This window comes from Methylosinus sp. LW4 (assembly GCF_000379125.1).
Taxonomy (GTDB): Bacteria; Pseudomonadota; Alphaproteobacteria; order Rhizobiales; family Beijerinckiaceae; genus Methylosinus.
This window is the reverse complement of sequence record NZ_KB900627.1, coordinates 71652-95611: the sequence shown is the minus strand read 5'-3', so window position 1 is coordinate 95611 and position 23960 is coordinate 71652. Positions and strand designations below refer to the sequence as shown.

22 protein-coding genes are annotated in these 23960 nt (G+C 63.1%); 10 read left to right on the top strand and 12 right to left on the bottom strand.

Going from position 1 to position 23960, the window contains the following annotated elements:
• Window positions 1-167: 167 nt before the first annotated feature.
• The 9 genes from METLW4_RS0120245 to METLW4_RS25510 all read right to left on the bottom strand — a co-directional run bounded on the left by METLW4_RS0120245 (window position 168) and on the right by METLW4_RS25510 (window position 11303).
• Window positions 168-2072 carry a bifunctional 2',3'-cyclic-nucleotide 2'-phosphodiesterase/3'-nucleotidase gene (locus METLW4_RS0120245; RefSeq protein ID WP_018268058.1) on the bottom strand — a complete coding sequence of 635 codons (1905 nt, stop codon included), beginning with the start codon at window positions 2070-2072 and terminating at the stop codon, window positions 168-170.
• 29 nt (window positions 2073-2101) lie between these two features.
• A complete protein-coding gene (locus tag METLW4_RS25520; protein WP_018268057.1) occupies window positions 2102-2713 on the bottom strand; it encodes a MotA/TolQ/ExbB proton channel family protein in 612 nt (203 codons plus the stop codon).
• Window positions 2714-2715: 2 nt separating this feature from the next.
• Window positions 2716-5211 carry a TonB-dependent receptor gene (locus tag METLW4_RS25515; protein ID WP_018268056.1) on the bottom strand — a complete coding sequence of 832 codons (2496 nt, stop codon included), beginning with the start codon at window positions 5209-5211 and terminating at the stop codon, window positions 2716-2718.
• Between the two features lie 19 nt (window positions 5212-5230).
• A complete protein-coding gene (locus METLW4_RS28390; RefSeq protein ID WP_018268055.1) occupies window positions 5231-5923 on the bottom strand; it encodes a hypothetical protein in 693 nt (230 codons plus the stop codon).
• Window positions 5923-6330: an ExbD/TolR family protein gene (locus METLW4_RS0120225; RefSeq protein ID WP_018268054.1), complete on the bottom strand. Its 408-nt coding sequence runs from the start codon at window positions 6328-6330 to the stop codon at window positions 5923-5925. The genes METLW4_RS28390 and METLW4_RS0120225 overlap by 1 nt, the downstream gene beginning before the upstream one ends.
• 634 nt (window positions 6331-6964) lie before the next feature.
• The gene (locus METLW4_RS0120215) at window positions 6965-8356 is read right to left on the bottom strand and encodes an MFS transporter (protein WP_198290227.1); all 1392 of its coding nucleotides are present in this window, start codon (window positions 8354-8356) and stop codon (window positions 6965-6967) included.
• A 48-nt stretch (window positions 8357-8404) separates the two neighbouring features.
• Complete coding sequence (locus METLW4_RS0120210; RefSeq protein WP_157235634.1) at window positions 8405-9277, bottom strand: SAM-dependent methyltransferase; 873 nt, start codon at window positions 9275-9277, stop codon at window positions 8405-8407.
• Window positions 9270-10109: a glycine/sarcosine N-methyltransferase gene (locus METLW4_RS0120205; RefSeq protein ID WP_018268050.1), complete on the bottom strand. Its 840-nt coding sequence runs from the start codon at window positions 10107-10109 to the stop codon at window positions 9270-9272. Before METLW4_RS0120205 ends, METLW4_RS0120210 begins: the two co-directional genes overlap by 8 nt.
• A 381-nt stretch (window positions 10110-10490) precedes the next feature.
• Window positions 10491-11303: a hypothetical protein gene (locus METLW4_RS25510; RefSeq protein ID WP_157235521.1), complete on the bottom strand. Its 813-nt coding sequence runs from the start codon at window positions 11301-11303 to the stop codon at window positions 10491-10493.
• 78 nt (window positions 11304-11381) lie between these two features.
• Between METLW4_RS25510 and METLW4_RS27950 the strand changes: the two genes are divergently transcribed.
• From METLW4_RS27950 to METLW4_RS0120160, 9 genes are all read left to right on the top strand, one after another.
• The gene (locus METLW4_RS27950) at window positions 11382-11618 is read left to right on the top strand and encodes a hypothetical protein (protein ID WP_157235519.1); all 237 of its coding nucleotides are present in this window, start codon (window positions 11382-11384) and stop codon (window positions 11616-11618) included.
• Window positions 11619-11653: 35 nt separating this feature from the next.
• Complete coding sequence (locus METLW4_RS0120195; RefSeq protein WP_026191673.1) at window positions 11654-12619, top strand: OmpA family protein; 966 nt, start codon at window positions 11654-11656, stop codon at window positions 12617-12619.
• 12 nt (window positions 12620-12631) lie between these two features.
• The gene (locus METLW4_RS0120190; RefSeq protein WP_083919330.1) at window positions 12632-13042 is read left to right on the top strand and encodes a DUF3617 domain-containing protein; all 411 of its coding nucleotides are present in this window, start codon (window positions 12632-12634) and stop codon (window positions 13040-13042) included.
• Between the two features lie 14 nt (window positions 13043-13056).
• Window positions 13057-13515 (top strand): hypothetical protein, encoded by a 459-nt coding sequence (locus METLW4_RS26665; protein WP_157235517.1) that lies wholly within the window; start codon window positions 13057-13059, stop codon window positions 13513-13515.
• Between the two features lie 414 nt (window positions 13516-13929).
• Window positions 13930-14319 (top strand): hypothetical protein, encoded by a 390-nt coding sequence (locus METLW4_RS0120180; RefSeq protein WP_018268045.1) that lies wholly within the window; start codon window positions 13930-13932, stop codon window positions 14317-14319.
• A 61-nt stretch (window positions 14320-14380) separates the two neighbouring features.
• A complete protein-coding gene (locus METLW4_RS0120175; protein WP_018268044.1) occupies window positions 14381-14884 on the top strand; it encodes an RNA polymerase sigma factor in 504 nt (167 codons plus the stop codon).
• Window positions 14885-14959: 75 nt separating this feature from the next.
• On the top strand, window positions 14960-15892 hold the full coding sequence (locus METLW4_RS0120170) for a FecR family protein (protein ID WP_018268043.1): 933 nt from the start codon (window positions 14960-14962) through the stop codon (window positions 15890-15892).
• Window positions 15893-16074: 182 nt separating this feature from the next.
• Window positions 16075-18495, top strand: a complete 2421-nt coding sequence (locus METLW4_RS0120165) for a TonB-dependent siderophore receptor (protein ID WP_018268042.1) — start codon at window positions 16075-16077, stop codon at window positions 18493-18495.
• A gap of 3 nt (window positions 18496-18498) precedes the next feature.
• Window positions 18499-19704 carry a PepSY-associated TM helix domain-containing protein gene (locus tag METLW4_RS0120160; RefSeq protein WP_018268041.1) on the top strand — a complete coding sequence of 402 codons (1206 nt, stop codon included), beginning with the start codon at window positions 18499-18501 and terminating at the stop codon, window positions 19702-19704.
• 229 nt (window positions 19705-19933) lie between these two features.
• Here the strand turns inward: METLW4_RS0120160 and METLW4_RS0120150 are convergent, their stop codons facing one another.
• On the bottom strand, window positions 19934-22045 hold the full coding sequence (locus METLW4_RS0120150) for a phosphocholine-specific phospholipase C (protein WP_018268039.1): 2112 nt from the start codon (window positions 22043-22045) through the stop codon (window positions 19934-19936).
• 55 nt (window positions 22046-22100) lie between these two features.
• On the opposite strand from METLW4_RS0120150, the gene METLW4_RS0120145 reads away from it, so the two are divergent.
• Complete coding sequence (locus tag METLW4_RS0120145; RefSeq protein ID WP_043333288.1) at window positions 22101-22436, top strand: hypothetical protein; 336 nt, start codon at window positions 22101-22103, stop codon at window positions 22434-22436.
• Between the two features lie 23 nt (window positions 22437-22459).
• Here the strand turns inward: METLW4_RS0120145 and METLW4_RS27945 are convergent, their stop codons facing one another.
• Window positions 22460-22657 carry a hypothetical protein gene (locus METLW4_RS27945; protein WP_157235513.1) on the bottom strand — a complete coding sequence of 66 codons (198 nt, stop codon included), beginning with the start codon at window positions 22655-22657 and terminating at the stop codon, window positions 22460-22462.
• A 617-nt stretch (window positions 22658-23274) separates the two neighbouring features.
• A complete protein-coding gene (locus METLW4_RS0120130; RefSeq protein ID WP_018268035.1) occupies window positions 23275-23547 on the bottom strand; it encodes an arginase family protein in 273 nt (90 codons plus the stop codon).
• Window positions 23548-23960: the final 413 nt, after the last annotated feature.

The following is a 23960-nucleotide window of genomic DNA, read 5'->3' as shown; positions in this document are numbered from 1 at the left end:
TGAAAACGGGAACAGCTTAGCTTCGCTTTGCGTCAGTCATATTGCAGATATTTGACAGCAGAAACCGCCTTTCGCCGAACGGCCGGTCGGGAAATGATGAGTTGCGACAAAACCGCCCTGGGCGCATTCGGATGGGCCGCGGTGGAGGCGCCGAGGAATCTCGCGGCTCAAGCGAGATCGTATTCGTAACGCGAATAGCCCGCTTCCTCGCGCATTGTGGCGCGCAGTCCGGGCGCCGCGACGAGACGGCGGGCGGCCGCGGGCGCGGAGTCGAAGGCGACCGTGACGCGCCGGCCGAGCGGCGCGAACGACCGGGGCCTCGTATCGGGGATGGATCCGCCGCGGCGCAGGAAGCGCTCGACGGCGTCGCGGTTGGAATCGGGCGCGCGCAGCACGATGTTTCGTCCGTCGAGGCCGGGGAAGCGGCCGCCGCCGTCGGCGCGGTAGCTGTTCGTGACGACGATGAATTCCTGCTCTGGATCGATCGCGCGGCCGCCATAGCGCAAATCGACGATGCGCGCGGCGTCGCGGCGCAGATTGCCGCTCGCGTCATAGCGCGCCGGCGCCGAGACGTCGATGCGATAGTCGACGCCTGCGATCACATCGAAATTATAGGAGGGCGTGCGCCGATCGACGAGAAGCTGCGGCTCCGACGCGTCGCGATCGATGCGCCGGAACACGCGCGCCGCGCATTCGAGCCATTCGCGCAGCTGCGCGCCGGTCACGCGCACGGCGACCAGCGTGTTGGGATAGGGGTAGATGTCCGCGACATGGCGCAGCGCCACGGGGCCGGGGTCGAGATCGATATAGGAATCGGGCGTGTAGCCCACGCGAAACGGCGCGACGGCGGAGAGCAGAGGAAGCCGCTCGTGAGGCGTTCCCTCGAGCAGCGGCCGCGCATAGGCGATCTGCGCCGCATTGACGAGCGCGCCGACGGGATCGATCCCGATCCAGACGAAATAGGAGACGAGCGGCGTCGCGATCTCGCCGATCGGCTCGTCGACCCAGAGTCGCGTCGCCTCGTGCTCGGGCGCGACGATCGTGGCGATCGCGGGATCGGCCTCCGTGAGCGCCACGGCTTTTCCGGCCTCGCGCGCGAAGATCGGCCGCGCTTCCGTCCGAAACCGCTCGACGGCCCAGCGGTCGCCGTCATGCGCGAGCGTCAGATCGATGACGCCGAGATGGCTGCCCCAGAAGCCCGGCATCACCGCCGGAACTCCAGCGAGCGTTCCGCGCTCGGCGTCGACGCCCGCAACGCCGGCGTAATCGGGTCCGGGAAAGACGCGATGCGCATGGCCCATCATGATCGCGTCGACGCCGGGGATGGCGGCGATCTGCAGGCAGGCGTTCTCGGCGTCGACCGCGGCGCGGGCGTCGATCCCGGAATGGCAGAGCGCGACCAGAATGTCGCATTGTGCGCGCAGAATGGGCACATGGCGACGCGCGGCGGAGACCATGTCGCCGCAACGCAGGCGGCCTTCGAGATGGCCTCTGTCCCAGATCATGATCTGCGGCGGCGCGAAGCCGATGACCCCGATCCGCAGCTCCTGCGCGACGCCGCCGTCATCCATGAGCCGCCGCGTGAGAACTCGGAACGGCGGCAGAAAGGCCCCGCCATCGGCGCGTTCGATATTGGCGCTCACATAGGGGAAGCCGGCGCCTGCGAGCGACCGCTCGAGAAAGTCCAATCCGAAGTTGAATTCGTGATTGCCCGGCGTCGCCGCGTCATAGCGCATGTGATTCATCGCGCGGAAGACGGGATGCGCGCCGGAGGCGCCTGCTCGCCGCGCGACGAAATCGCCGAGGGGGCTGCCCTGGAGAAGGTCGCCATTGTCGAAAAGCAGCGCATTTTGCGCTTGCGCGCGCGCCTCTCTCACGAGGCGCGCGATCTTGCTCAGGCCGACGGTCGGGTCCGGCCGCGCATGATAATAATCCCAGTCCAGCACGAACATGTGCAGGTCCGAGGTCTCGAGCAGACGCAGCTCCACGCGCGGCGCGGCACGGCCGATGGCGGGAAAGCCCACGGCGAACGCCGCGCTCCCGGCGAGAAGCTCACGTCGCGTGATCGGCATGGACGTTTCCCTCTTCCGCTCGCGCCTTGCTATTCCGCCGCCGCCGGCAGCCTGTCGCGCGTCGCCGCGAGCAGCGCGCTCTTGAAGCCGTCGATGATGACGTCGGCCTGGCGATGCAGCAGATTATGCGCGATCAGCCCGACGAGCGCCGTGCCGATGCCGACCGCCGTGGCGACGAGCGCGGCCGCGATGCCGCGGCTCACCGCCGCGGGATCGGAGACGCCGCCCGACGAAAGAGCGTTGAACGTGTCCATGATGCCGAGAATGGTGCCGAGCAGGCCGAGCAGCGGCGCCGCGGTGACGATGGTGTCGAGAATCCACAGGCGCGCGCTGACCTTGGAGTCGACGCGGATGAACAGCGCCGAGGACAGGTCCTCGACGCGGGCGCGCGTGCAGCCGGGCTCGTTCTGCACGGCGACATATTCGGCGAAGCTGCGGCTGAGCTCATCGGCGCCGAAGGGCATCGGCGTCGATGAGGTTCCGAGCGCATGGGCCTTTATCGCGGCGCCGATCTCACGCGCGCGCAGGGCCAGCAGCGCGTAATAGACGAGCCGTTCGATGAGCACGAAGGCGAGCAGCACGAGACATCCGTAGAGAATGTCGATGCAGACCTCATGGAAGAAGGCGTGATCGATCTGCATGGTCAAAAGCCCATCGAGAAGGTCGCCGTCGCCGAGAAGCCCTGGCCGACATAATAGGTCGGCGCGCTGGCGGAGACCACATTGCCATAAACGCCGACGGTCGGCGAAGCGTTGTTCTTCACGCTGTTGGCGCCGGTCAGCGAATGCGTGTTGGTGATGTTGTAGAGATTGACGCGCAGCTCCGGCTTCTTGCCGAAGGCGATATCGTCGAAGCGATAGCCGACCATCGCGTCGATGCGGGCGTAGGGCGAGATCGATTCGTCGTTCATGAAGGTCGAATATTGCCGGCTCGTCACCTTGGCGGCGAGATTGCCGAGAATATGGCCGTCGTCATAGTCGACGCCGAGCGCGCCCGTCCATGTGGGGGAATTTGGCAGGTGCTTGCCCTTGGTCGGCAGGAAGTCGTTGATCGAGGAGACGGGCGCGCCGGCCGGCGTCGCGCCGGAGGTCGACAGATTGTCCAGAATGCGCGTCTGCAGATAGTTCGCCGAGAGATAGGGCCGGAAATTGTAGATCGGCCGCGTGCCGATCTCCGCCGCGACGCCCCAGAGATCGACCGCGCCGGCGTTGATCGTCGTGCTCACCGAGGAGCCGCTGTTGGGCAGGAAGATGTTGGTGCTGATCTGATGGTTCTCGTAATGCGAGCCATAGAGGGAGACAGATGTGGCGAACAGCGGGCTCTGATAGCGATGGCCGAGCTCGACGGTGACGGCTTTCTCCGGCGCGAGACGGTTGGCCGGCGTGTAGGCGCCGCTGCTGGTGTTCACCGTATCGGCGAGCGCGAAATTGGGCGTCGAGCGGAACGAGGTGCCGACCGAGCCGAAGATCTGGTGATAGTCCCAGAATTTGTAGCGGAAGCCGGCCTGCGGCAGCGCGACGAGATCGCTCTGCGTGTTGAGCGGCGTCACGCCGGGCAGGAAATTATAGACGGAGCGATGGATCGACGAGACCTTCACGCCCGATTCGATGGTGAGCTTGTCGTCGAGCAATGACCAGGCGTCGCTGACGAAGCCCGTATTGGTGACGGTCTGCGTCAGCAGGTTGCGAAACTCGGGCGTCCCGACGCCCGGAATGGCGATCGCGCCGGAGTCGATATAGGGATCGGCGACCGAGCCGTCGGCGTTGAGGAAGGCGTAAGGCGCGGTCTGGCGGTGGTTCGCATATTCGAACCAGTAGCCGAGCATCAGCTTGTGATCGCCGAGATCGAAGGTGAATTTGTTGATGAGGCCGGGACGGAGCGTCTCGGTGATCGAGGGATTGTAATACATTCCCTTGTCGTTCTTGGTGACGACGCCATTGTTGTTCCAATCCGCCGCGCCGATGTTGAAGCGGCCGTAATAGAACGAATTGCCGGTCGCCGTCGCGTTTTCTGTCACCGAGGTCGCGCCGCCGCCATTGCCATAGCCGTACCAGAAATAAGGAATGACGTCATAGGTCACGTCCTTGCTGATGGTGAAGGTCGACGGCGCGCTGACGATCAGATTGCGGAACGGATTGATGCGCCATTTGTAATAGAGGCTCGCCTGATTGGCGGAGCGGTCCCAGGCGCCGGGCGGCGAGCCAGCCGGCGCGACGAAATAGGACAAGGGCAGCGCGTTATTATAGCCGACCGAACGCGCGCCGAGCGTATTGTAGCTGCCGAGCGTCGGATTTTGATAGAAATTGTTCAGCGCGTCGTTGAAAATCACCGAAAGGCCGATGCGATTGCCTTGGCTCGGCTCCCACACGCCTTTGAAGTCGACGTGCTGACGCTCGTTCGAGCCGGGACCGGACCAATGATTTTCCGTGTAATGCGAATAGGACACATAGCCACGGAAATCGCCGATCTGGCCGGTTTCCGCGCGGGCGAATTCGCGCGCCGTGCTGTGCATGCCATAGGAGAAATCGACGAAGCCGCCGGCCGTCTTCGAAGGATCGCGCATATAGATGTTGATGACGCCGCCGGAGGCGCCGATGTGCGGGCTGTCGAGATCGGGCGAGCCTTGCGCAATGGAGATTTGCTCTATGTTCTCGCTGTCGACATATTCCTGCGGATAGAGCGCGTAATTGCCGGAGTCGTTGACCGGCATGCCCTCGATGGTGAGGCCGAGCTGATCGCTATTGTAGCCGCGGATGCGGATGTTGCCGCCGTTGAGGCCGGAATTGTCCGGGCTGGTGATGACGACGCCGGGCAGAAGATTGATCATCTGATAGGGATTGGCGGTCGGCGACATTTTCGCGATGGCGTCGCGCGTCACCGTGGAGCGCGTCTTCACCGCCTCTTCCTCGATCATATAGCCGCCGCCGAGATCCTGGCGATTGACGCCGTCCGGCGCCGGCTGCGCGGCGCCGTTGCCATAGATGTCGACGCGGCCGAAATCGGTCGGCGCCGCGGTGAGGCCGCTCTGCGAGCGGCTGTCATGCGCGGGCTTTTGCGGCTCGCCGGCCGATTGCGCCAGAACGAGAGTCGGCGTCGAGACGCCGGCGAGCAGGGCGAAAGTCAGGACACGGAACTTCATCGGTGGACCTCTGTTGCGACTATCTCGGGTGAAAGACGACGACGCCGCTGAGCGAGCCTCCGCCCGCTGCGGACGCGCAGGCGACGGCGCGCGAGCGCGCGGCGGAATCGAGGAGGGCGGAGCCGGAGCTGCTGGTGACGGAGGCCGAGCCGCCAGAGACCGCGATGCCGACGGCGCCCGAGGGCTTTTGCAGCCGCGCGTCCTTGGAGGTCGGATAGGGCGCGCCGGCGAGACAGGCGCGGAAGGCGGAGACATTGCCAGCGGCGTGCGACGTTCGCTCCGCCGCAGCCTCGCCGCGCCGGGAGGCGGCGAGCTTCTCGGACGTCTCTCGGCTCGAAGCGGCCTTCCTGTCGTCGCTGCGTTCCTTGCGCGGATGTTCTTCCGCCTTCGGCTTCGGCTTTTCGAGCTTTTGCGGCCGCGCCGCGATCGGCGCAGGCGCGTCGCTCGGCGGCGGCGTGTCCTCCATCATTTGCGGCTGCGGCGCCTCGATCGGCGTCTCTTGCGGCGGCTCCGGCGGGGGCGGCTCGGAGGCCTCCGCCTCTGCGGGCAGATCGAGCGCGATCTCCGTCGTCTGCGCGCCCGGATCGGCCGGCGAGACGAGAGCCGCCTCGGGCGCCATCGTCAGCGCCAGGGCGAGCAGCGTCAGCGCGCCGGCGAGGCCAGCGGCGTTGCTCGCGACGTCCAAGCGGTCGATCGCCTGTCTCGGCCGCACTATTTCGGCCTCGTCACGATGGAGGCGCTCGCGACCTTCGCCGCCTTGAGCGCGTCCAGCACGGATATGAGATTTTGAAGTCCGGCGCCTTCGTCGCCGCTGATGACAACGGCGAGCGGCTTGTCCTCGCTCGCGAGGCCGCGAAGGCGCTCGGGAAGCTCGGCGAGCGTGACCGGCCTGCCATCGAGAAAGGTTTCGCCGGCGCGATCGATGCCGATCGTCACGCGTGTGCGCTCGACGATCTTGTCTGGATGAGCCGAGCTCGGCGGCGTGACCTTGAGTCCGAGCGCCGGAAGCACATTGATGCTGATCAACACGAAGAAGACCAGCAGGAACATCATCACGTCGATCATCGGAATAATTTCGATGCGCGCGTGTCTCTCGCGGCGCTCCGGCCAATTCCGCATCGGCCAACCCCCTACGTAGATGCCGAATTCGGCTACTCATGAAGGGGCGTTCGATTCAGATTCATGACAAGAAAAGTCATCAGAAATTCAAAAATCAGACGTCTGCCTGCTTTAATTGGCCTGTCGCCTCGGCATTTGCTGAGGTTGCTGCACATCGACGCTATTGTTGCGCTTCTGCCACAGGCGCCCTGAAATCTGCGCGCGCCCCCACGGACGCCATCCCATGCGTTGGACAGGGCAGGAAGACCGGCTGCGGCGCATGCCAGCTCCCATTAATATCGAGGAAACGGCTATAAACACCCCTTCCGCCGCGCCAGCCGCCCGGAGAGGTCTCCGATGACCTCGAAGCTGTCCAACGGCCCTTTTAAAAGGGCCGTTTCGTCATCCCCAATCAAAAGACCCCGATAATGTGCGCTTATCGAGAGCCGGAAAAGTTTCCGACGCATGCTCAAAGGCCTACTTTGCCGAAATCGCTTTCCAGTCGAGCTCGAAGCGGGCCAAATATTTTCGCAATCGATCGGCGTCATTGACGCGCGAGCGCTGCGCGCGCCCAGGACTCTTGCGCCGGGTCCCGCCGTCCACCCGGATTTAATTTTCATCTCGCCGGATAGCCAATGACCAGCCGCCACAAAACTCAAAGGGACGCACTTTGGTCGAGGCCGAAGTCCGTGGTTTCAGGCGCCCACCGCCAGCTCACCACAAACCCGACGAAGGTGATGAAAGCTGCGATCGACATCGTTGCGCCTATTCCGAGAGTGTCGAGCGAAATCGGCGCCAAATAAGTTCCCGCCGCTGCGCCGATCCGGCTCAAAGACGAAGCCATTCCGATCGCGGTGCCTCGGATCTCCGTGGGGAATAGCTCATTCGGGTAGACCCATGTGAGCACCTGTGCGCCGCCGATGAATAGCGCATATGCCGAAAAGCAGGATAACACGATAATCGGCGCACTTCCCGTCGCAATGCTCAGCAGCAAAAGCGCTATGCCCGACCATAGAAAGCTGTGGAGCATCAGCTTGCGCCGCCCCAGCCTGTTTACGATGGCCATCGCGACGAGGCACCCAGCCAAGAGAAGGGCCGTGATGAATGCCGATCCGAAATTCGCCATCGCCTCATCCAGCCCGAGAGACGCGAGGATCGTCGGGCCGAACGCATAGACCGCAAACAGCGGAACGATCGAGCAGGTCCAAAAAGCGGTCACGAAAAACAGGCGATCGCCATAACCAGAACGAAAAAGCGCCCATCCGTCGAGGCGTTCGTGGTCAGAACTCGACGAAATCGGTTTCGAATTCGCATTCGTCCCATAAACTTGTCGGATCACCATCGTCGCCTCGGCATGGCGGCCTTGCCGCGACAGCCAACGTGGCGACTCGGGCGTGCCGTGCCGCATGATGACGAACGCAGTCGCTGGAAGAGCCGCGCTCGCCAGCATCCAGCGCCATCCATCAGGACCGAAATGGAGCAGTAGCTCTCCGACCACATAGGCGACCGCCGCGCCCGCGAACCAAATGGCGATCAAGCCGCCGAGCAGAGGGCCCCTGTAGCGCCTCGGGACGAACTCGGCCAATAGCGCGGTCGCGATAGGATAATCGGCGCCCACCGCGACGCCAATCAACAAACGCAGGATGAAAAGCGTGAATGCGGTTTGCGCCCAAAATTGCGCGACCGAACAAGCGATGATGAGGATCAGATCCAAAGTGTATAAAACTTGGCGGCCGAATTTGTCGGTCAGCCAACCGCCGAGACATCCTCCGAAGAAAATGCCGATCAGAGCGGACGCCCCAATCAGGCCCTGCCAGGACGTCGACAATCCCAATTCGGGAGTGGCTTGGACCATTGCTACGCCAATGATGCTCAATATATAGCCGTCCAGAAACGGGCCGCCCCCCGAATAAAAAGTCAGGCGCCAATGGAAGCGATTGAGCGGCGCATCTTCCGGGTCGACCCCTGTCGAGGCGGGATCGGTCGCAGCGTCTTCCGTGCGAAAAATTGCTTGCATATTCCCGACGCTCCTGTCCTTTTCGCGCAATCCGATCTCCGCCTCGGAACAGACCGACGATGATGGCCATCAGCGCTTTCAGGAAATCGGATCGGTAGAAGCGGTCCGCGCCGCGCGCCGCTTCTGGAAGTGCAGAATTCCCCAATCGAGGTAACCGATCTCCGCCGCCTCGACCCAATTCCGTAAGCCGACGAGCATGCGATCGACATACTCTCGCGATGCAACATCGATCATCTCTCGATAGCGCGCCTTCAGCTGTGCTTGCACTGCTCCGTAGTGGCTGAGAAGATGATGCGGCGACAGCTGGATCGAGATTTCGGCAAACCCGTGCCGCATCGCTGTCGCTCGATAGAATTCCGCCGACGCGAGGGAGTCGAGATGAATGCGATCGTAGACCGCTCGCAGGGCATTCGGCGGAATGTCGTCCGCCTGCAGCGGATCTGTGAAAAGAAACTCGCCTCCGGGCTTCAGAACGCGAGAGACCTCGGCGATCACGCGTTCGCGGTCGGCGCTGTGCAAAATCGCATCCTGTGACCAGACGAAATCGAAGCTGGCGTCTTCCGCTGGGATGTGTTCGAAGTCGCCATGGCGAACGGAAATCAGATGGCCGACGCCTCTTTCGCGATTGGTCGCCCGGTTTCTCTCATTTTCCACCTCGCTGATATTCAGGCAGACGACGTGACAGGCGAACCGCTTCGCAAGATAGCGCGCGGCGCCGCCGAATCCGGAACCGATATCGAGCACCGTATGCGTTTCATCGAGCGGCGTGACGATTCTATCCGCCATAGCGGCGACGGTCCTGCGGCTGGCGTCCGCGATCGTGTCGGTCGCGGATTCGTAGAGACCGATATGGATGTCCTCTCCTCCCCAGATGTGAAGATAGAATGCGTGGGCGTCTTTGCTGTCGTAGTAGGCTTCGACGGCTCGCGTGACTCTTTGCGCGTTACTCATCTGAGCCATCTCCATTTCCGCGGGGAGCGTTTTTGGTCGCGACATGGATGAAGAAATCGGGATCGTGCTCACCATATTGCTCCTGGAAGTCGCCATAGGTGCGGACGCGCGCAAATCCCGCTTCCGATATGAGTCTGCGGACATAGTTCTTGCGAAGCGGGAACATGTTCAGATGGAATTCGTGCCCGTCTGGAAATGCGTATCGGAATCTCGCGAGCTCGGAGTCGATATGTTCGGGCTCCGCCACCACGCGATCGCCGCAATAATAGTATTTATGCGCGCTGTCGTAACCGACGTCGAGAATGGCGTCGTAGTTGCGCTGATCGAGAATCAGCATGCCATCGTATCTAAGAGCCGCGTAGAATTCCGCGAGCACGCGGCGGCGGTCCATCTCGTCGAATAAATGGGTGAAGGAATTGCCGAGGCAGACGATGGCGTCGTATTTGCCCTGAATGGCCTTGTTCAGCCAACGCCAGTCCGCCTGGATCGTATTCAAAATCAAATTGTGGCGTTTCGCGTTTTCGAACGCCTTGATCAGCATATTCGCGCTACCGTCGACGCTGGTGACGTCGAAGCCCGCCCGTAAGAGCTGGACAGAGTGAAATCCCGTACCGGTCGAAACATCAAGGACTCGGCGCTTGCCTGCGGCCGCGAGCACTTGGATGAAGAAGCCGCCTTCGCTCTGCGCTCGCGCGTCCCAGTCGATGAGCTCGTCCCATTTTTCGACGAAGGCCTCGATATATTCCTGCTCATAATGGTCAGTGTCACGCACTGACAGCGGATTGTGACCGAAATTCTGTACCGCGGACTCCGTGACGGGCACGTGCGTCATAGTCGCTCTCCTTTCGACGCCCGCCTCGGTGCATCGTGCAGCGATCGGGCATATTCAATCTCTCGAACGAATCGGGCGCTATCGCGTGTCGATAGGCAAAACGGCGCCATTGTGCGCGGAGTAATGGTCACGGTAAGGCTGAATAGGGGCGACGACGTGTTCGCCGTGCGAGGCGTTCGAAGAACGAGCTCGGCAGTTCGTCGGAATCGCCGCCGTTTTGCGAAGGCCCGATGCTGCCTTTGCAAGATTCAAATTTGTACCGAGAGTGAAGCAGAGCCGCTCATTGCGGGATTCGCGCTTCGTGATCGGACGAGCTTCAGGACCCGGTCGCGCGGCTTTCGAGGGTTCAGCTCGTCGATTTCCGAGGCCTTCGCACAGGCATCAAGAGAGTCCGACGTTCAGTTCTCTCGTGAGCTTTTCCCAGCTGTCGACGCCCGCGGCCGCATAGATCGCGGCGAGATGCTTCTTCAAAGCTTCGTTGCTGATTCCCGTCGCGGAGAGGCTGTCCCCACGCGCTCCCCCGAGTGCCGCGACCAAGGCGATTTTCTGTTGAAGCGGAGAAACGTCGAGCGCGAGCACACGGTCGATCGTCTCGAGCCGTCGCGGTTCTTCCAGCTCGAGCGTGACGAGAACCTGCTCGGCGCCGTTCTCCGGCGCTGGAGCCATCAACCGACTCGCCGTCACCTCGAGGCGGCCGCCGGGGATCGGCAGCGTCTCGCGCACGATCGCTCGGCCCTGGAGCTGTGCGCACAATTCACGCACGATGCGGGGCGGCGAGCGGATGGGGCCGCAAAGGCGGATCTCCTGTCCCACGAGCGTACACATCTTCAGCAGCAATTCGGCGTCTTCATCGAGCATCGACAAGCGCTCGCCGGAGACATCGATCAGCATGTGTCCCCTTCTCGCGCTGCAACTCCAGACTTGTTCTGTCACTGGCGAGGCGATGGCCTGCTGCAAATAGGGCGTGACCTTTTCCAGCGCGGCCGCATCGGTCGTCTCGAAAGCACGTTGACCGCCGCGAAACAGCAGCACGACGGCGCGCGCGCGTCCGTCGAGGTCGATTCTCAAATCGAGACTGTGATGATGGCCGCTCGCCCTGACCAATAGGTTGTAGGTGTTGGAGGAGAAATAGGCTTTGTCCGGCCGCGCGATGCGACCGACGCGGGGCCCCGGCGTACGCGCCAGCGCCGTCACGTTCAATTCGGCCGGGCCGATGAACAGCCGCTCGAATTCATTGACGAACAGATCGCGCGCGCTCTCCGGCGAGTCCTCATGGAAGAAGCCCTGGGGCAGGCCGTTTTCGTCGAGCCAGAAAATCGAGGCCGCATCGGCTCCGACCAGCTCGCGAATCTGGCGGCAGGCTGCGGGGGCGACCGGCGCGATCCCGGTCCCGGCGCGGCACAAAAGATCGAGCGCATGGAGCTTGCGCCGGGCCATGTTCTTGTTGGCGGGCATTATCGCGCGGACCTCCCCGCGCGGGGAATAGCATTCGACAGTCTGAGCGCCTAGACCTCGCTCCCGGCAAATCGGGCGGGAGCAGGAATATGTCGAAACACGAGCTGTTGCTTCCCGCGGTCACACTGATGTCGCTGGCGCTCTGCGCTGGATCGGCCCGCGCCGCCGATGTTCGCGGATCGCAGGATCATCCTCTGGTCGGCCGCTATGCCGGCTCGGAGATCACGGCCTATAAGCAGTCGCAGTTCGGCGAAACGCGACTGCTCGACCGTCCGATGAATCTCAAAGCTTCCGGCGACAAGCTGGCCGGCGTCAGTCTCACGCTGCAGGGCAGGATCACCGCCATACGGTATGACGGGCCGAAGGATCGCTCGGCCCTCGAAATCGAACAAAATTTCAAATCCTTTCTCGAGACGAAAGGGTTCGAAATTCTGTTCGAATGCGGCGATCAAACGTGCCTCGGCGGCGAAAATTCCTATTTTCGTCTCGGCGGGGAACTCGAAGGAGCCATGGTCAATGCGCGCTTCGGCTCAGGCGTGCGTTATGTGCTGGCCAAGCTCGCGCGCGCGGAAGGCGATGTCTACGCCGCCATATTGGTGGGCGAAAGCCGGAGCGCTCCGATCATCTCGGTCACGACCGCGGAACTGAAGCCGATTCAAGTCGACAAAATTGTCTTTCTCGACGCCGGCGCCATGGCCTCCGGGCTCGGCGCCTCGGGCCGTGTGGCGCTCTACGGCATATTCTTCGACACCGACAAGTCGGATCTGAAGCCGGAATCGAAGCCGACGCTGGTCGAAATCGCCAAGCTGCTCGCGGCGCGGCCCGGCTTGAAGCTGATCGTCGCCGGGCACACCGACAATCAGGGGGAGTTCGCCTATAATCTCGGCTTGTCCGATCGCCGCGCCAAGGCCGTCGTCGCCGCCTTGACGCGCGATCACGGCGTCGATCCCTCACGGCTCACATCTTTCGGCGCCGGCATGTCGTCGCCGATCGCCCTCAACAATAACGACGTCGGACGGGCGAAAAACCGTCGCGTCGAACTGGTCGAGCGATAAGGACATGAGAGCATGAAGAGAATTATGTTCGCCGCATTGGCGCTGTGCGCCATCGTTCCGGCGATAGCGCAGGAACGTCTGGAGCCCGGCTTGTGGTCGGTGACGCCATTGCTACGGGGACAGCCGATCGGCGCGGCCACAGAGCGTTGCATCACCGCGGAAGAGGCCAAGAGCGCCAATGGCGATGAAAAAGGGATCGCCGCCGCCCTCGACGCAGAAAATCAAAAGAGCAAATGCACGACCAAGGATCTCAAAATCGACGGATCGAGAATCCGCTTCTCGACCGTTTGTCAGGGCATGACCATGGCGTCCGACCTCACTTACGCCAAGACGAGCTATGAAGGGACGATGACGATGTCGGGGCCGAGCGGCGATCGGCAGATCGTCGGGACGCGGGGCCGGCGCATCGGCGCATGTCCTTGAGGGGAGACCAGGGGTTGCACGCTCGGTTTTTCGTTCCGCTGGCCGTCTGCCTGGGACTCTCGTCATCCATGGCCCTCGCCGGCGAGGATGTTCTCTATGAGCCCAAGCAGGGTTCGATGGAACGCGCGGCCATCGTCGACGCGCTTCGCCCCTCCGCCGAGGCGGCGTTCGGCAAGCCGATCGAGTTTCGCGTCCTCTGGCTGCGCGTCGCCAAGGGACACGCGCTCCTCCGCGCGCATCCGCAGCGACCCGGCGGCAAGCCCCTCAAGCTATGGGAGAGCTGCGAGCAATCGGCCGAGGAGCTGGAGCTCGAGGTCTTGATGCGGCGGACTGATGAAAAATGGCGTATCGTGCTTCCGACAAATGGCCGACCGAATATCTGCGGCGACGACGTCACGGTCACGGACTCTGCGTTGAAGGAGCGAGGTCTGCCGCCACAACTCGCTGGCCATGACAAATATCTCGCGGAGTGAAGCGCGGCTCGTCTGCGCTGACCTGCCGCTGACAAATCCGGCGGCCATTTCGGAAACGGAGCTTGCAGCGCAGACATGCGGCGATTGATGACCTCGCGATCGAATCCTCTGCCTTCGAAAAGATCGTCGACGCTCGACATCACGATCACCGTGGAAATATCGCCCCTCGTTTCCAGCGAGCATGCCCGTCTCTTTTGGCAACCCCGCTTTCATACAAGACGTTCTCGAAGCTGGACGCGAAGAACGTGCTGGCTCGCTCAGCGAGCGCCGTCCTCGCCGAAGGCTGCTCCGGTATGAAGGTGGACAAGGCCTCTGGCGCCATTACCGCTCGGCAGAAAACCACGGGATCCCACATTCCCGCAATATCTGCCGCCCCCACGTTGACCGCGCCCCGTTCCGTGCTACCAATCGCCCATGGCGACGCTTCTGCTGACTCTGCGCGGATGGATGCGCCCGCTCGTCGCGGGCGCGGCCGCTTGCCTCTTCCTGTGGCAGGCGCTGATCCTCGCCGTCTCCGCGTCGGCGCATCATCCACATAGCGGGCAGGACGCCATTGTCTGCACGGCGGGCGGCGCGGCGAGCGATCCTGCGCCGACTCGCCCCGATCCGTCCCACCATTGTACGTCCTGCATCCTCGGCGAGCGCGAAACGGCGTCGGCGCTGCTCGCGCCCGTGGCGGTCGCCCTCTTGTCCGCCATGCCCGCGCCCTCTGCGCCGAGGCGCACCTTCGCGGATTCGCCGAGGTCTCCTCCGCCGATCCGGCAGGGCGCGTCGTCTCCGCGCGCGCCGCCTTCGATAGTCTGAGCGAAACGGGTTTCATCCGGCGCGATCGCGCCAGCCCATGCACTCGCCCTCGGACCCAGCAATGTCGGACGCCAAGCCGCCGTCGATCGGCGAGCTCTTCTCGCGCAACAAACGCGATCTCTTGAAATATCTGACGCGCCGCTTCGGGCCGGAGGACGCCTCCGATCTGCTGCAGGAGACGTTTCTGCGCTTGCTGAGGCGCGATCAGGGAGAGGCGGTGGCCGATCATCCCGCCTTCCTGCAGCAGATCGCCGTCAATCTCGCCCGCGATTTTTCGCGTCGGCGCAAGTTCGAGGCGACATGTCTCGAATTCGGCGATCCGCCGGAGGATGCGCCGACGCCGGACGCGCCGCCGGGCGCGCGGCTCGAGGAGGAGGAAGCGATGCGGGCGTTGCGCGAGGCCGTGGCGGCGCTGCCGCCGCGCTGCCGTGAGGCTTTCGTGCTCTATGTCGGCCAGCGCCTGACCACCGTCGAGATCGCCGCCCGCCTCGGCGTCTCTCGGAATATGGCGCAGAAGCATGTGCGGCTCGCGCTGCAGCGCTGCCGCGCGGCGCTCGATCCATAGCGTGCGGCCTCCTCTTTCGTCGCCGGCGCGAGTCGAAGATAATGAACACCTCCAGCCGGGGTCCCGATTGTCACGATGACCGATGACCAGAACGAGCCGAGCCCACGCGACGCGGCCATCGATTGGCTGATGCGCTGCAACGAGGGCCCGCTCAGCCGCGCCGAGCGCGCGGAGCTCGCCGAATGGCTCGAGGACGACGCGCATCGCGCCGCCTTCGAGGACATTTGCGCCATGTATGGCCGGCTGACGACGATGGACTTCGGCGTCGCGCCCGCGCGCCGGCGCAGCCCGTTCGTCCGCGCCATCGGCGGTGCGGCGGCCGCGGCCGTCCTGGCGGCCGCCGCGCTGTTCCTCTTCTTCGACGACCTCGCCTTTCTGTTCCACGCGGATCATTACGCCGGCGCGGGCGCGCCGAGACATGTGACGCTCGCCGACGGCTCTCGCGTCGAGCTCGACGCGCGCTCCGCGATCACCCTTCATTTCGGCCCGAGGGAGCGACGGCTGACCTTGCTCGAGGGCGAGGCCTGGTTCGAGGTCGCGCCCGATCCCTCGCGTCCATTCGTCGTCGAGGCCGGCGGCGGGACGGTGACGGCGCTCGGCACGGCCTTCGACGTCGCGCTTCGGAAAGAGCGGACGGATGTGACGGTCGGCGAGCACCGGGTCGCCGTGACGAGCGGCGGCCGCACCATCGTCGTCGGCGAGAGCGAGAGAAGCGCCTATGCGCCGGATGCAGCGGCGCAGGCGCCGAGCGAGACCGATGTCGCGCGCGCGACCAGCTGGCGACAGGGCGCGCTGATCTTCGAGAATGCGACGCTCGGCGAGGTGATCGAGACGATCGGCCGCTATCATCGCGGCCGTGTGTTCCTCGCCGATCCAGCCTTGCGCGCGCGGCGCGTCAGCGGCGTGTTCGGCTCCGACGATCCGCGCGAGGCGCTGCAGGAGGTCGAGGCTGCGCTCGGCCTGCGCGAGATCGCGCTGACCGGATATCTGATCATGCTCTACCGATAGGAGCCGCGAAAAAATTCCGAACGCCGACCTCCTCTCTCTTCCTCCCATGCGTCGGACTCGACGAGGCCGAATGGGAAGGCCCCGAGCAGAGAGGAGCGGCAATGACGAGGCGGATGGGGAAGCGCAGGCGCGCGGGCGAGATCGGGGGATCGAAAGTGGGAGTGACTCTGGCGATCACGGCCATGAGCGCCCTCGCGGCGGGGGCGGGGCCCGCCGTCTCGCCCGCGAAGGCGTCGATCTCGGCGCAACAGCGCTCGGGCTGGGTGCAGAGCTATGAAATCCCCTCCGGCCCAATGGCGCCGGCGCTCAACACATTCGCTTATCTCAACGGGCTGCATCTCGCCTATGAGGCGCGCGTGACCGAGCGGCTGCGCACGCGCGGGCTCGCGGGCGCGTTCTCGACGACGGACGCCTTGGATCGGCTGCTGGAGGGAACGGGCCTCGGCTATCGTTTTTCGGACAATGGACGATCGGTGTCGATCGTGCTGGCGCAGAACGACGTCGTGCGCAATGACGCGGGAGGGGCGGAGGCGCTGCCGCCGATCGATGTCGGGGCGGAGTCGCGAGGCGTCCCCGGCGGCGCGAGTGGCGCCGCGCAACAGAAGGCCTATCGTCTTCCCAACGCCAGCTCCGCGACCAAGACCGACACGCCGATCATGGAGACGCCCGCCAGCGTCCATGTGGTTCCGCAGGCGGTGCTGCAGGATCAGCAGGTCACGAGGATCGAGAAGGCGCTGCAGAATGTCTCGGGCGTCATTCAAATGCCTTACAATCAAGGCGGCACCGACTCGTTTCTCATTCGAGGTTTCGCAAACAGCACGATCTATCGAGACGGCTTCTTGATGCCAGACGCCATCGGCGGCGGAACCAGCAAGCGCGACACCGCAAATCTCGAGCGAGTCGAAGTGTTGAAGGGGCCGGGCTCGATTCTCTATGGACGTTCGGAGCCCGGCGGCATCGTCAATTTGATCACCAAGCAGCCGCTCGACGAACGTCGTTATGCAATTCAGCAACAAATCGGCTCTTTCGGCCTCTATCGCACGACCCTCGATGCGACCGGCCCGATCGACTCGGAAAAATCGGTTCTGTATCGGATCAACGTCGCCTACGAAAACGCTGGATCGTTCCGAGATTTCATGCACAACGATCGCATTCTCGTCGCGCCGGTCGTAAGGTGGAACATAGACAGTCATACGCAGGCGACTGTCGAGTTCGAGTACGAACATTTCAACGATCCGGTCGACCCCGGCATTCCGCCTCTGGGCAGTCGTCCGGCGCCCATTCCGCGCAACCGTTATGTCTCCGAACCGAAACTCAGCAATTCGACCGGCGATCGCTATCTTTTCGGCTTCAACTGGTCGCGCGACCTCGACAAGAATTGGACATTGCGCCATCGATTCGTCGGGGAGCTATGGAGATTCGGCGCCGGGGGAAGCTTGTTTTTCGGCTCCGCCAATGCGGACGGCTCCCTCGATCGCTTCGAGAACATCAGCTATGCCGGCAACCGCTCCGACCGCTATTTCACGAACGTCAATCTCGTCGGCAAGGTCGAAACCTTCGGAATCAAGCACAATCTGCTGTTTGGCTATGATTATTTCCATATCGACGACTCTGTTCGATTCAATTGCTGCGCCGCCGCTCCGGCGTTCAACATATTCGCGCCCGCCTACCTGTCCTTTGCGACGCCGCGCGATCATGCGCTCGACGGCCGCGTCAGCTACACGCAGTCTTGGAGCGGCTATTATTTTCAAGATCAAATCGAGCTTCCCTACGACATCTTCCTGCTCGCAGGCCTTCGATATGACGATGCGAGCGGCCAAGACAATGTCGCCAAGCTCGTGACAACGAAGGACAATCGAGTGAGCCCGCGCGCCGGCGCATTGTGGCGCCCCGTTCCGTGGCTGTCCGTTTACGGCAGCTACACCGAGAATTTCGGGGTTTCGAACAGCATCTACCGCTCGATGACATCGAACATGGCGCCGGCGCAGACGGCGCGGCAATGGGAAGGCGGCGTCAAGACGGAGTTTTTCGATGGAAAGCTGTCCGCCACAGCCTCGTTTTTCGACCTCACGAAGAACAACATCGGCGTGCCCGATCCTGTCAATCCGATGTTCACGCGCACGATCGGACAGGCGGGGTCTCGGGGCGTCGAATTCGATCTGTCCGGCGAGGTTCTGCCCGGCTTGCGCATCATCGCAGCCTATACGCATATCGGCTACGCGAAGACGATTCGTGACGTCGGCTGGGACGGCGGTCTCGGCTACACGGGGAAGCGGCTATTCCTGGTTCCGCGCAATTCCGGCAGCTTGTGGAGCACCTACGAGTTCGACAACGGCGGCCTCTCCGGGCTGAAGGTCGGAGCTGGAGTTGTGGCGTCGGACGATCGATATGGCGATGCCGGAAATACCTTCGTCTTGCCGAGCTACGCCGTCTTCAATCTGATGGCGAGCTACAATTTCACGTTCCAGGGCAAGAAGCTGACCGCTCAGATCAACGTCGACAATCTATTCGACCGAACCTATTGGATCGGCACCAACAGCGCGACCTTCATCACTCCCGGCGCGCCACGCACAGTCCTCGGCTCGCTCAAGGTCGAGTTCTGAGAGATGCGGCGCGCCGTCTTCGTCCTTGTGCATCGTTGGGTCGGGCTGAGCATGGCCGGGTTTCTGATCCTGGTCGGCCTCACCGGCGCGCTGCTCGCCTTTCTGCCGGAGCTGAATCACTGGCTGTCGCCGCGGCTCTTCCCAGGCGGGTCGGCAGGCGTCGCGCTCGACGCCAGCGCGCTGGCGCTTCGCGCCGAGGCGTTGGTCCCGGAGGCCCGAGTCCAATCTGTCTTCTTCAACGGAATGGGCTCGGCGACCATTCGCATTGAGGCGCGCCCCGGCGCGCCTCCCTTGGAGTTCGACCAGCTCTTCCTCGGGGAAGGCTCCGGCGAGGAGTTGGGACGCCGCTCGACGAGGGGGCTTCCCGATGGAGCGAACACGATCCTGCCCTTCGTCTATCGTCTTCATTATGCGCTGGCGCTCGGCGAGCCGGGCGGCTGGATTCTCGGCCTCGTCGCGATCGCCTGGACGCTCGATTGCTTCGTCGGCTTCTATCTGACTTTGCCTTCGCCGGGCGGGGCGCACAAGCGTGGCTTTCTAGAGCGCTGGAAGCCGTCCTGGCTGGTGAAATTCCGAGCCTCCTTCTATCGCGTCAATTTCGATCTACATCGGGCCGGCGGCCTGTGGCTGTGGGCGGCGCTGTTCGTCTTCGCCTGGTCGAGCGTGTTCATGAATATGAACGCCTTCTACATGAGCGTCACGGAGCTGCTGTTCGATTTCGAACGGCCGATCTGGGCGCTGCCCGCGCCGCCGCTCTCGCATGCGGATCGCGCTCCGCTGGGATGGCGGGAGGCGCAGGCGATCGGCGCGCGGCTGATGGACGAGCAGGCGCAGGCGAACGGCTTCACAGTCGACCGGCAGGTCGCGCTCGCCGCGGAGCGCTCCGAGGGGCGCTATCGCTACAGCGCGCACAGCAGCCTCGACATCGGCGAGAAATACGGAAGCACCTCGGTCTATTTCGACGCCTGTTCCGGCGCGCTTCTGAGCCTCGACGCGCCATCTGGCCGTCGCTCGGGCAATACGCTGACCACTTGGTTGATGGAGCTACACATGGCCAATGTGTTCGGGCCGCCATATCGCATCTTCGTCGGCCTCCTCGGGGTCTTCATCGCCATCCTCTCGCTCACCGGCGTCACTATCTGGTGGAAGAAGCGGCGCGCCCGCGCAGATTCCACGCCGAGACGATCCGTCGCCCGTGTCGTGGCCTGACACGCTTCCCGACGCGCCACTCGTCTCGAGGCGCGGGAGCCGACCCCGGAAGATCACCAGCGCGTCCTCCGGCAAGACTCGATTGAATAGAGGGCTCGATTCACGCGCACGCAGAGAACGATGATTTCGCGCCTCGCCGCGCCGAACATGGAAAAGCCGGCGCGAACGCCGGCTTCGATCGGAAGAAGGGAGTGAAGGAGCGGTTGTCCGCCGCTCGACGCGCTCTCGTTCAATCGTCCTGGCCGTGGCCGTGATCGGGCAATGCCGAGGCGACCTGCGCGCCGTTCCCGCCGAAGGCCGGATCGCTGACACTCTCCCGGCCATTTTCGATATGTCCGGCAAGACGACGCTCGAAGCTCGTATTCTCCGCGATCGTGATCAGCAGGTCGTACCAGCCGAAGCTGGCGTGCAGAGGCCAGAATTTCTCGATGCGCGCGCCCGGCGCAAGGTGGCGCCGCACCGCCTCACGCGTATAGGCGTCGACGACAGTGACGGTCGCTGCGCCGCGACCGCGATTGACGATGAACAGCTCGAGCCCGTGTTCCTCGGCCTTGACATGGCTGCGGATTTCGAGCTCCTCCGCGCCAGATGCCGCGCCGCCTTTGAACGTGCGCAGGAAGCCGTTCGGGCCGTAGACCGAGAAGTCGTATCGACCGCCGGCGGGGACGCTCAGGCTCGCAGAGAGTGATTTGCCGGCTTCGACCGTATAGCCCCACGGACCGGACACGCCATCGCCCGAGCGCGCGTGGAACCAAGCGCCGGCGTCGCCTTGGTTGGCGAAATGGAGCTGGAGCGTGGTCTTTGCCGCGTCGAGCTCGCCCTCCATTTGGAGGGCGTAAGGCAGAGCGCGTGCAAAGCGCAGTCCCGGCTCCTGGTGCGGCATGGCTTGCGCCGTCGGCGGCGTCGGGACATAGCTCGCATGCCGCACCCGATCCGGCGGCGCATAGGCGGCCGTGCTGGGCAGGGAGACGAAACGGGCGCGCGGCCGCGTGAAGTCGAAGACAGACGTCAAATCGCCGCAGACGACGCGGCGCCACGCCGAGATTTGCGGCTCCACCACGCCGAAGCGCTGCTCGATGAAACGGATGACGGAGGTGTGGTCGAACACTTGCGAGCAGACGAAGCCGCCCTTGCTCCACGGCGAGACGGCGATCAGCGGCACGCGCGCGCCGAGGCCGTAGGGGCCCGCGGCGTAGTGCGATCCGCCTGGATAGATCTCGTTCGTCGTGTCGACGGTGGAGAGGCCCTGCGACGCCGATTGCGGCGCGGACGGCGGCACGACGTGATCGAAGAAGCCGTCGTTCTCATCGTAATTGAGGAGCAGGACCGTCTTGCTCCAGACTTCTGGATTGGCGGTCAGCGCATCTAGAATTTGCGTGATGTACCATGCGCCGTAATTGGGCGGGAAGTTGGGATGCTCCGAATAGGCCTCGGGCGCGGCGATCCAGGAGACTTGGGGCAGGGTGTTGCGGAGCACGTCGTCGCGGAAGACGTCGAACAGCGTTCCGCCGGTCGAGATGTTGGTGCCGGTCTTCGCCTTGTCGGCGAGCGGCGCGCCCGGCTGGGCCTTCTGATACTGATGGAAATAGAGCAGAGAATTATCGCCGTAATTGCCGATATAGGGATCGTCGGTCCAACCCCACGAGCCGTCGGCGGTCAGCCCTGTTCCGACGTCCTGATAGACCTTCCAAGACACGCCGGCCTTTTCCAGCCGCTCGGGATAGGTGCGCCAGTCGTAGCCGGCTTCGGAATTGTCGAGGACCGGTCCGCCATTGGCGCCGTCATTACCGACCCAGCCGCTCCACATGTAATAGCGGTTGGGATCGGTCGCTCCCATCACCGAGCAATGATAGGCGTCGCAGATGGTAAAGGCGTCGGCCAGGGCGTAATGGAAAGGAATGTCCTCTCGCGTCATATACGCCATTGTCACCGGACCCTTGGCCGGAATCCACTGGTCGTATTTGCCGTTGTTCCAGGCCTTGTGCGCGTCCGGCCAGTTGTGCGGCGTGCCAGCCAGGAATTGGGAGCCGACCGGATGCGCGTCGGGACGATAGGGGAGAAGCTCGCCTGTCGCATAGGGCTGACGCCACACCGGCTTGCCGGACGGAAGCAAGACCGAACGCGGATCGCCGAAGCCGCGCACGCCGCGCAGGCTGCCGAAATAATGATCGAAGGAGCGGTTCTCCTGCGTCAGGACGACAATGTGCTCTATGTCCTGAATCGTGCCGGTGCGATGATTGCCAGGCAACGCAATAGCGCGTTCGATGCTCTGTGAAAAGCTCGTGGCGAGCGTCGCGCCTCCCAGGAGGCGCAGAAAATCACGGCGATCACTATTGGTCATGTTATCGATATCCAGACTTGGTTAAACTAGGATTCGGCTACGCCTTCGGGGCGACATGCGAGTGAAACTTTTGTGGACTTTCGATGAAGCGCATCAGGCGATTCTTTTATGGATCGACCTGATCGCGGCGAAGAACTATTGCAGTTCGAAAGGAACAGAGAGGACACTCACGCTCACCGCCAACGCCGAGTTCGTGGAGATCGAGTTCGAACAACCCGCCACTCTCAGCAAAGGCGGCACGAAGTTCGAGGTTGTGGATCACGTATGGGCATCCGGCGCTCGCGGTCGGCGCCTGTTCGTTCGATATTTCCGCGGCCTGCGCCAGTATTGGTTATTCGCACCATCGGCGCTCGACCATGACCTGCGGAAGTTTGAGCTTCGACGTCTATGACGAAGGCTTTCGAGTTAGCGAGGCTACGGGACGATTATGACTTCTGGCAAAGTGCTCGGCTCGCTCACTGCGAGTGTGCGACCGTCACCTTTGATGATGATCATCTTGCTTTGCGAAGCGGCATTGACCGCCTTGGCTGCAACATTCGCTACGTCTGCATATTTTCGGCGTGACACGCCAATACCCAGCCCGAGCGTTGCCTGGAAGGCGCCGGCATTCACTTCTGTTGCTCCGACGCGCGATTATAGCGGCGTCGATCTGCACACTTTGTCTCGACCGATATTTTCCCGGACCAGACGCCCTCAAAGCGCGGCAAGTCCCCACGCGCCAGACCCCGCCGCTCCGTCCCCTCCTGCCAGAGTCTCTTTGAAGGCGATCGTCAAGTATAGAAGCTTAGCGAAGGCATTTCTGACGTCTGCGAACACCCCTCGAGGCGAGTGGAAAATTGTCGGCGACAAGCTCGAATCTTGGACCATCCACCAAATTGAACAGGACGGTCTGGCCATAAGAAACGGAACGCAATTGCTGCGTTACAGCCTCTATCCAGAAATCGAGACGCCTCGAGCCGATTTGGATTTGACGCGGATGCGTAGACGGGAGTTGAAGTAGGAGGCATTGGGACGACCAAAGGCGTTTCAGGGCAAGCGCCGTTTCGATACCGTTTATATATCTAAAACGCAGGACGCTCGCTTGTGACGTCGACGGCGCCGCTCGACTCCGCGACGGCGCCAACGCTCCGCGAATGTGCCAGCGCCAGATAAGTCGTCGAGATGAAGCGCATGACGGCAGATCCTCCGCGACGCGCGTCGAAGCGCGCGACTTCCAGACCTAAAATCGATCATTCGAATTCGCCCGATACGAGCGCTCGATGGAGAAATCCGACGATCTGTCGTCCCCCGGTGAGGTCGGCGTCCTTATCGGGATTGTAGCAAGCGGTCGAAACGCCGATCAGTGAGCCGGCGGGTAGGAAGGGATGAACGAGCGTTGTGAGTTCGTTCCAGGAAAGTCCTCCCGGCGTCGAATAGTCGACCGCCGGGAAGACGGCCTCGTCGAGAACATCGAAGTCGATACGAAGCCTATGCCCCGCGCCGGCTTCCTGGCGCAGACGCACGTCCGACGCCGTCTCCTGCGGCCTGCCTCAGCGGCCCGCACGAGCTCATGCCGCGGCGTACGCACGTCCGTTCCCGCGCCATGGAGCACGGGCTTCCTCGAATTGCAGGAATTCCCCCACGCGCCACAGGCCACGCCGGCGTCGTGGAAATGCGCGCGAAGAACGAAGGCTTCGGCGACGGACTGGAACGAAGCCGCTCGTCGGAACGCGCGAGAGCGTCCGACGCCTTCTCGAAGGGCGTTTGTAGGCGTTCGAATGAAACCGAGCCGGGAAGATCTAACAGCATTCTAATTCCGTGCGAACCAAGATGTTTTTCAAGTTATTTCAAATTTAGCTTGAATGATAGAAGATGCCTTTTTCTCCTTCGCGGCTTGGATCGAAAAGCGCCGCCGCGGCCGCCGAAAGCGAGCCTC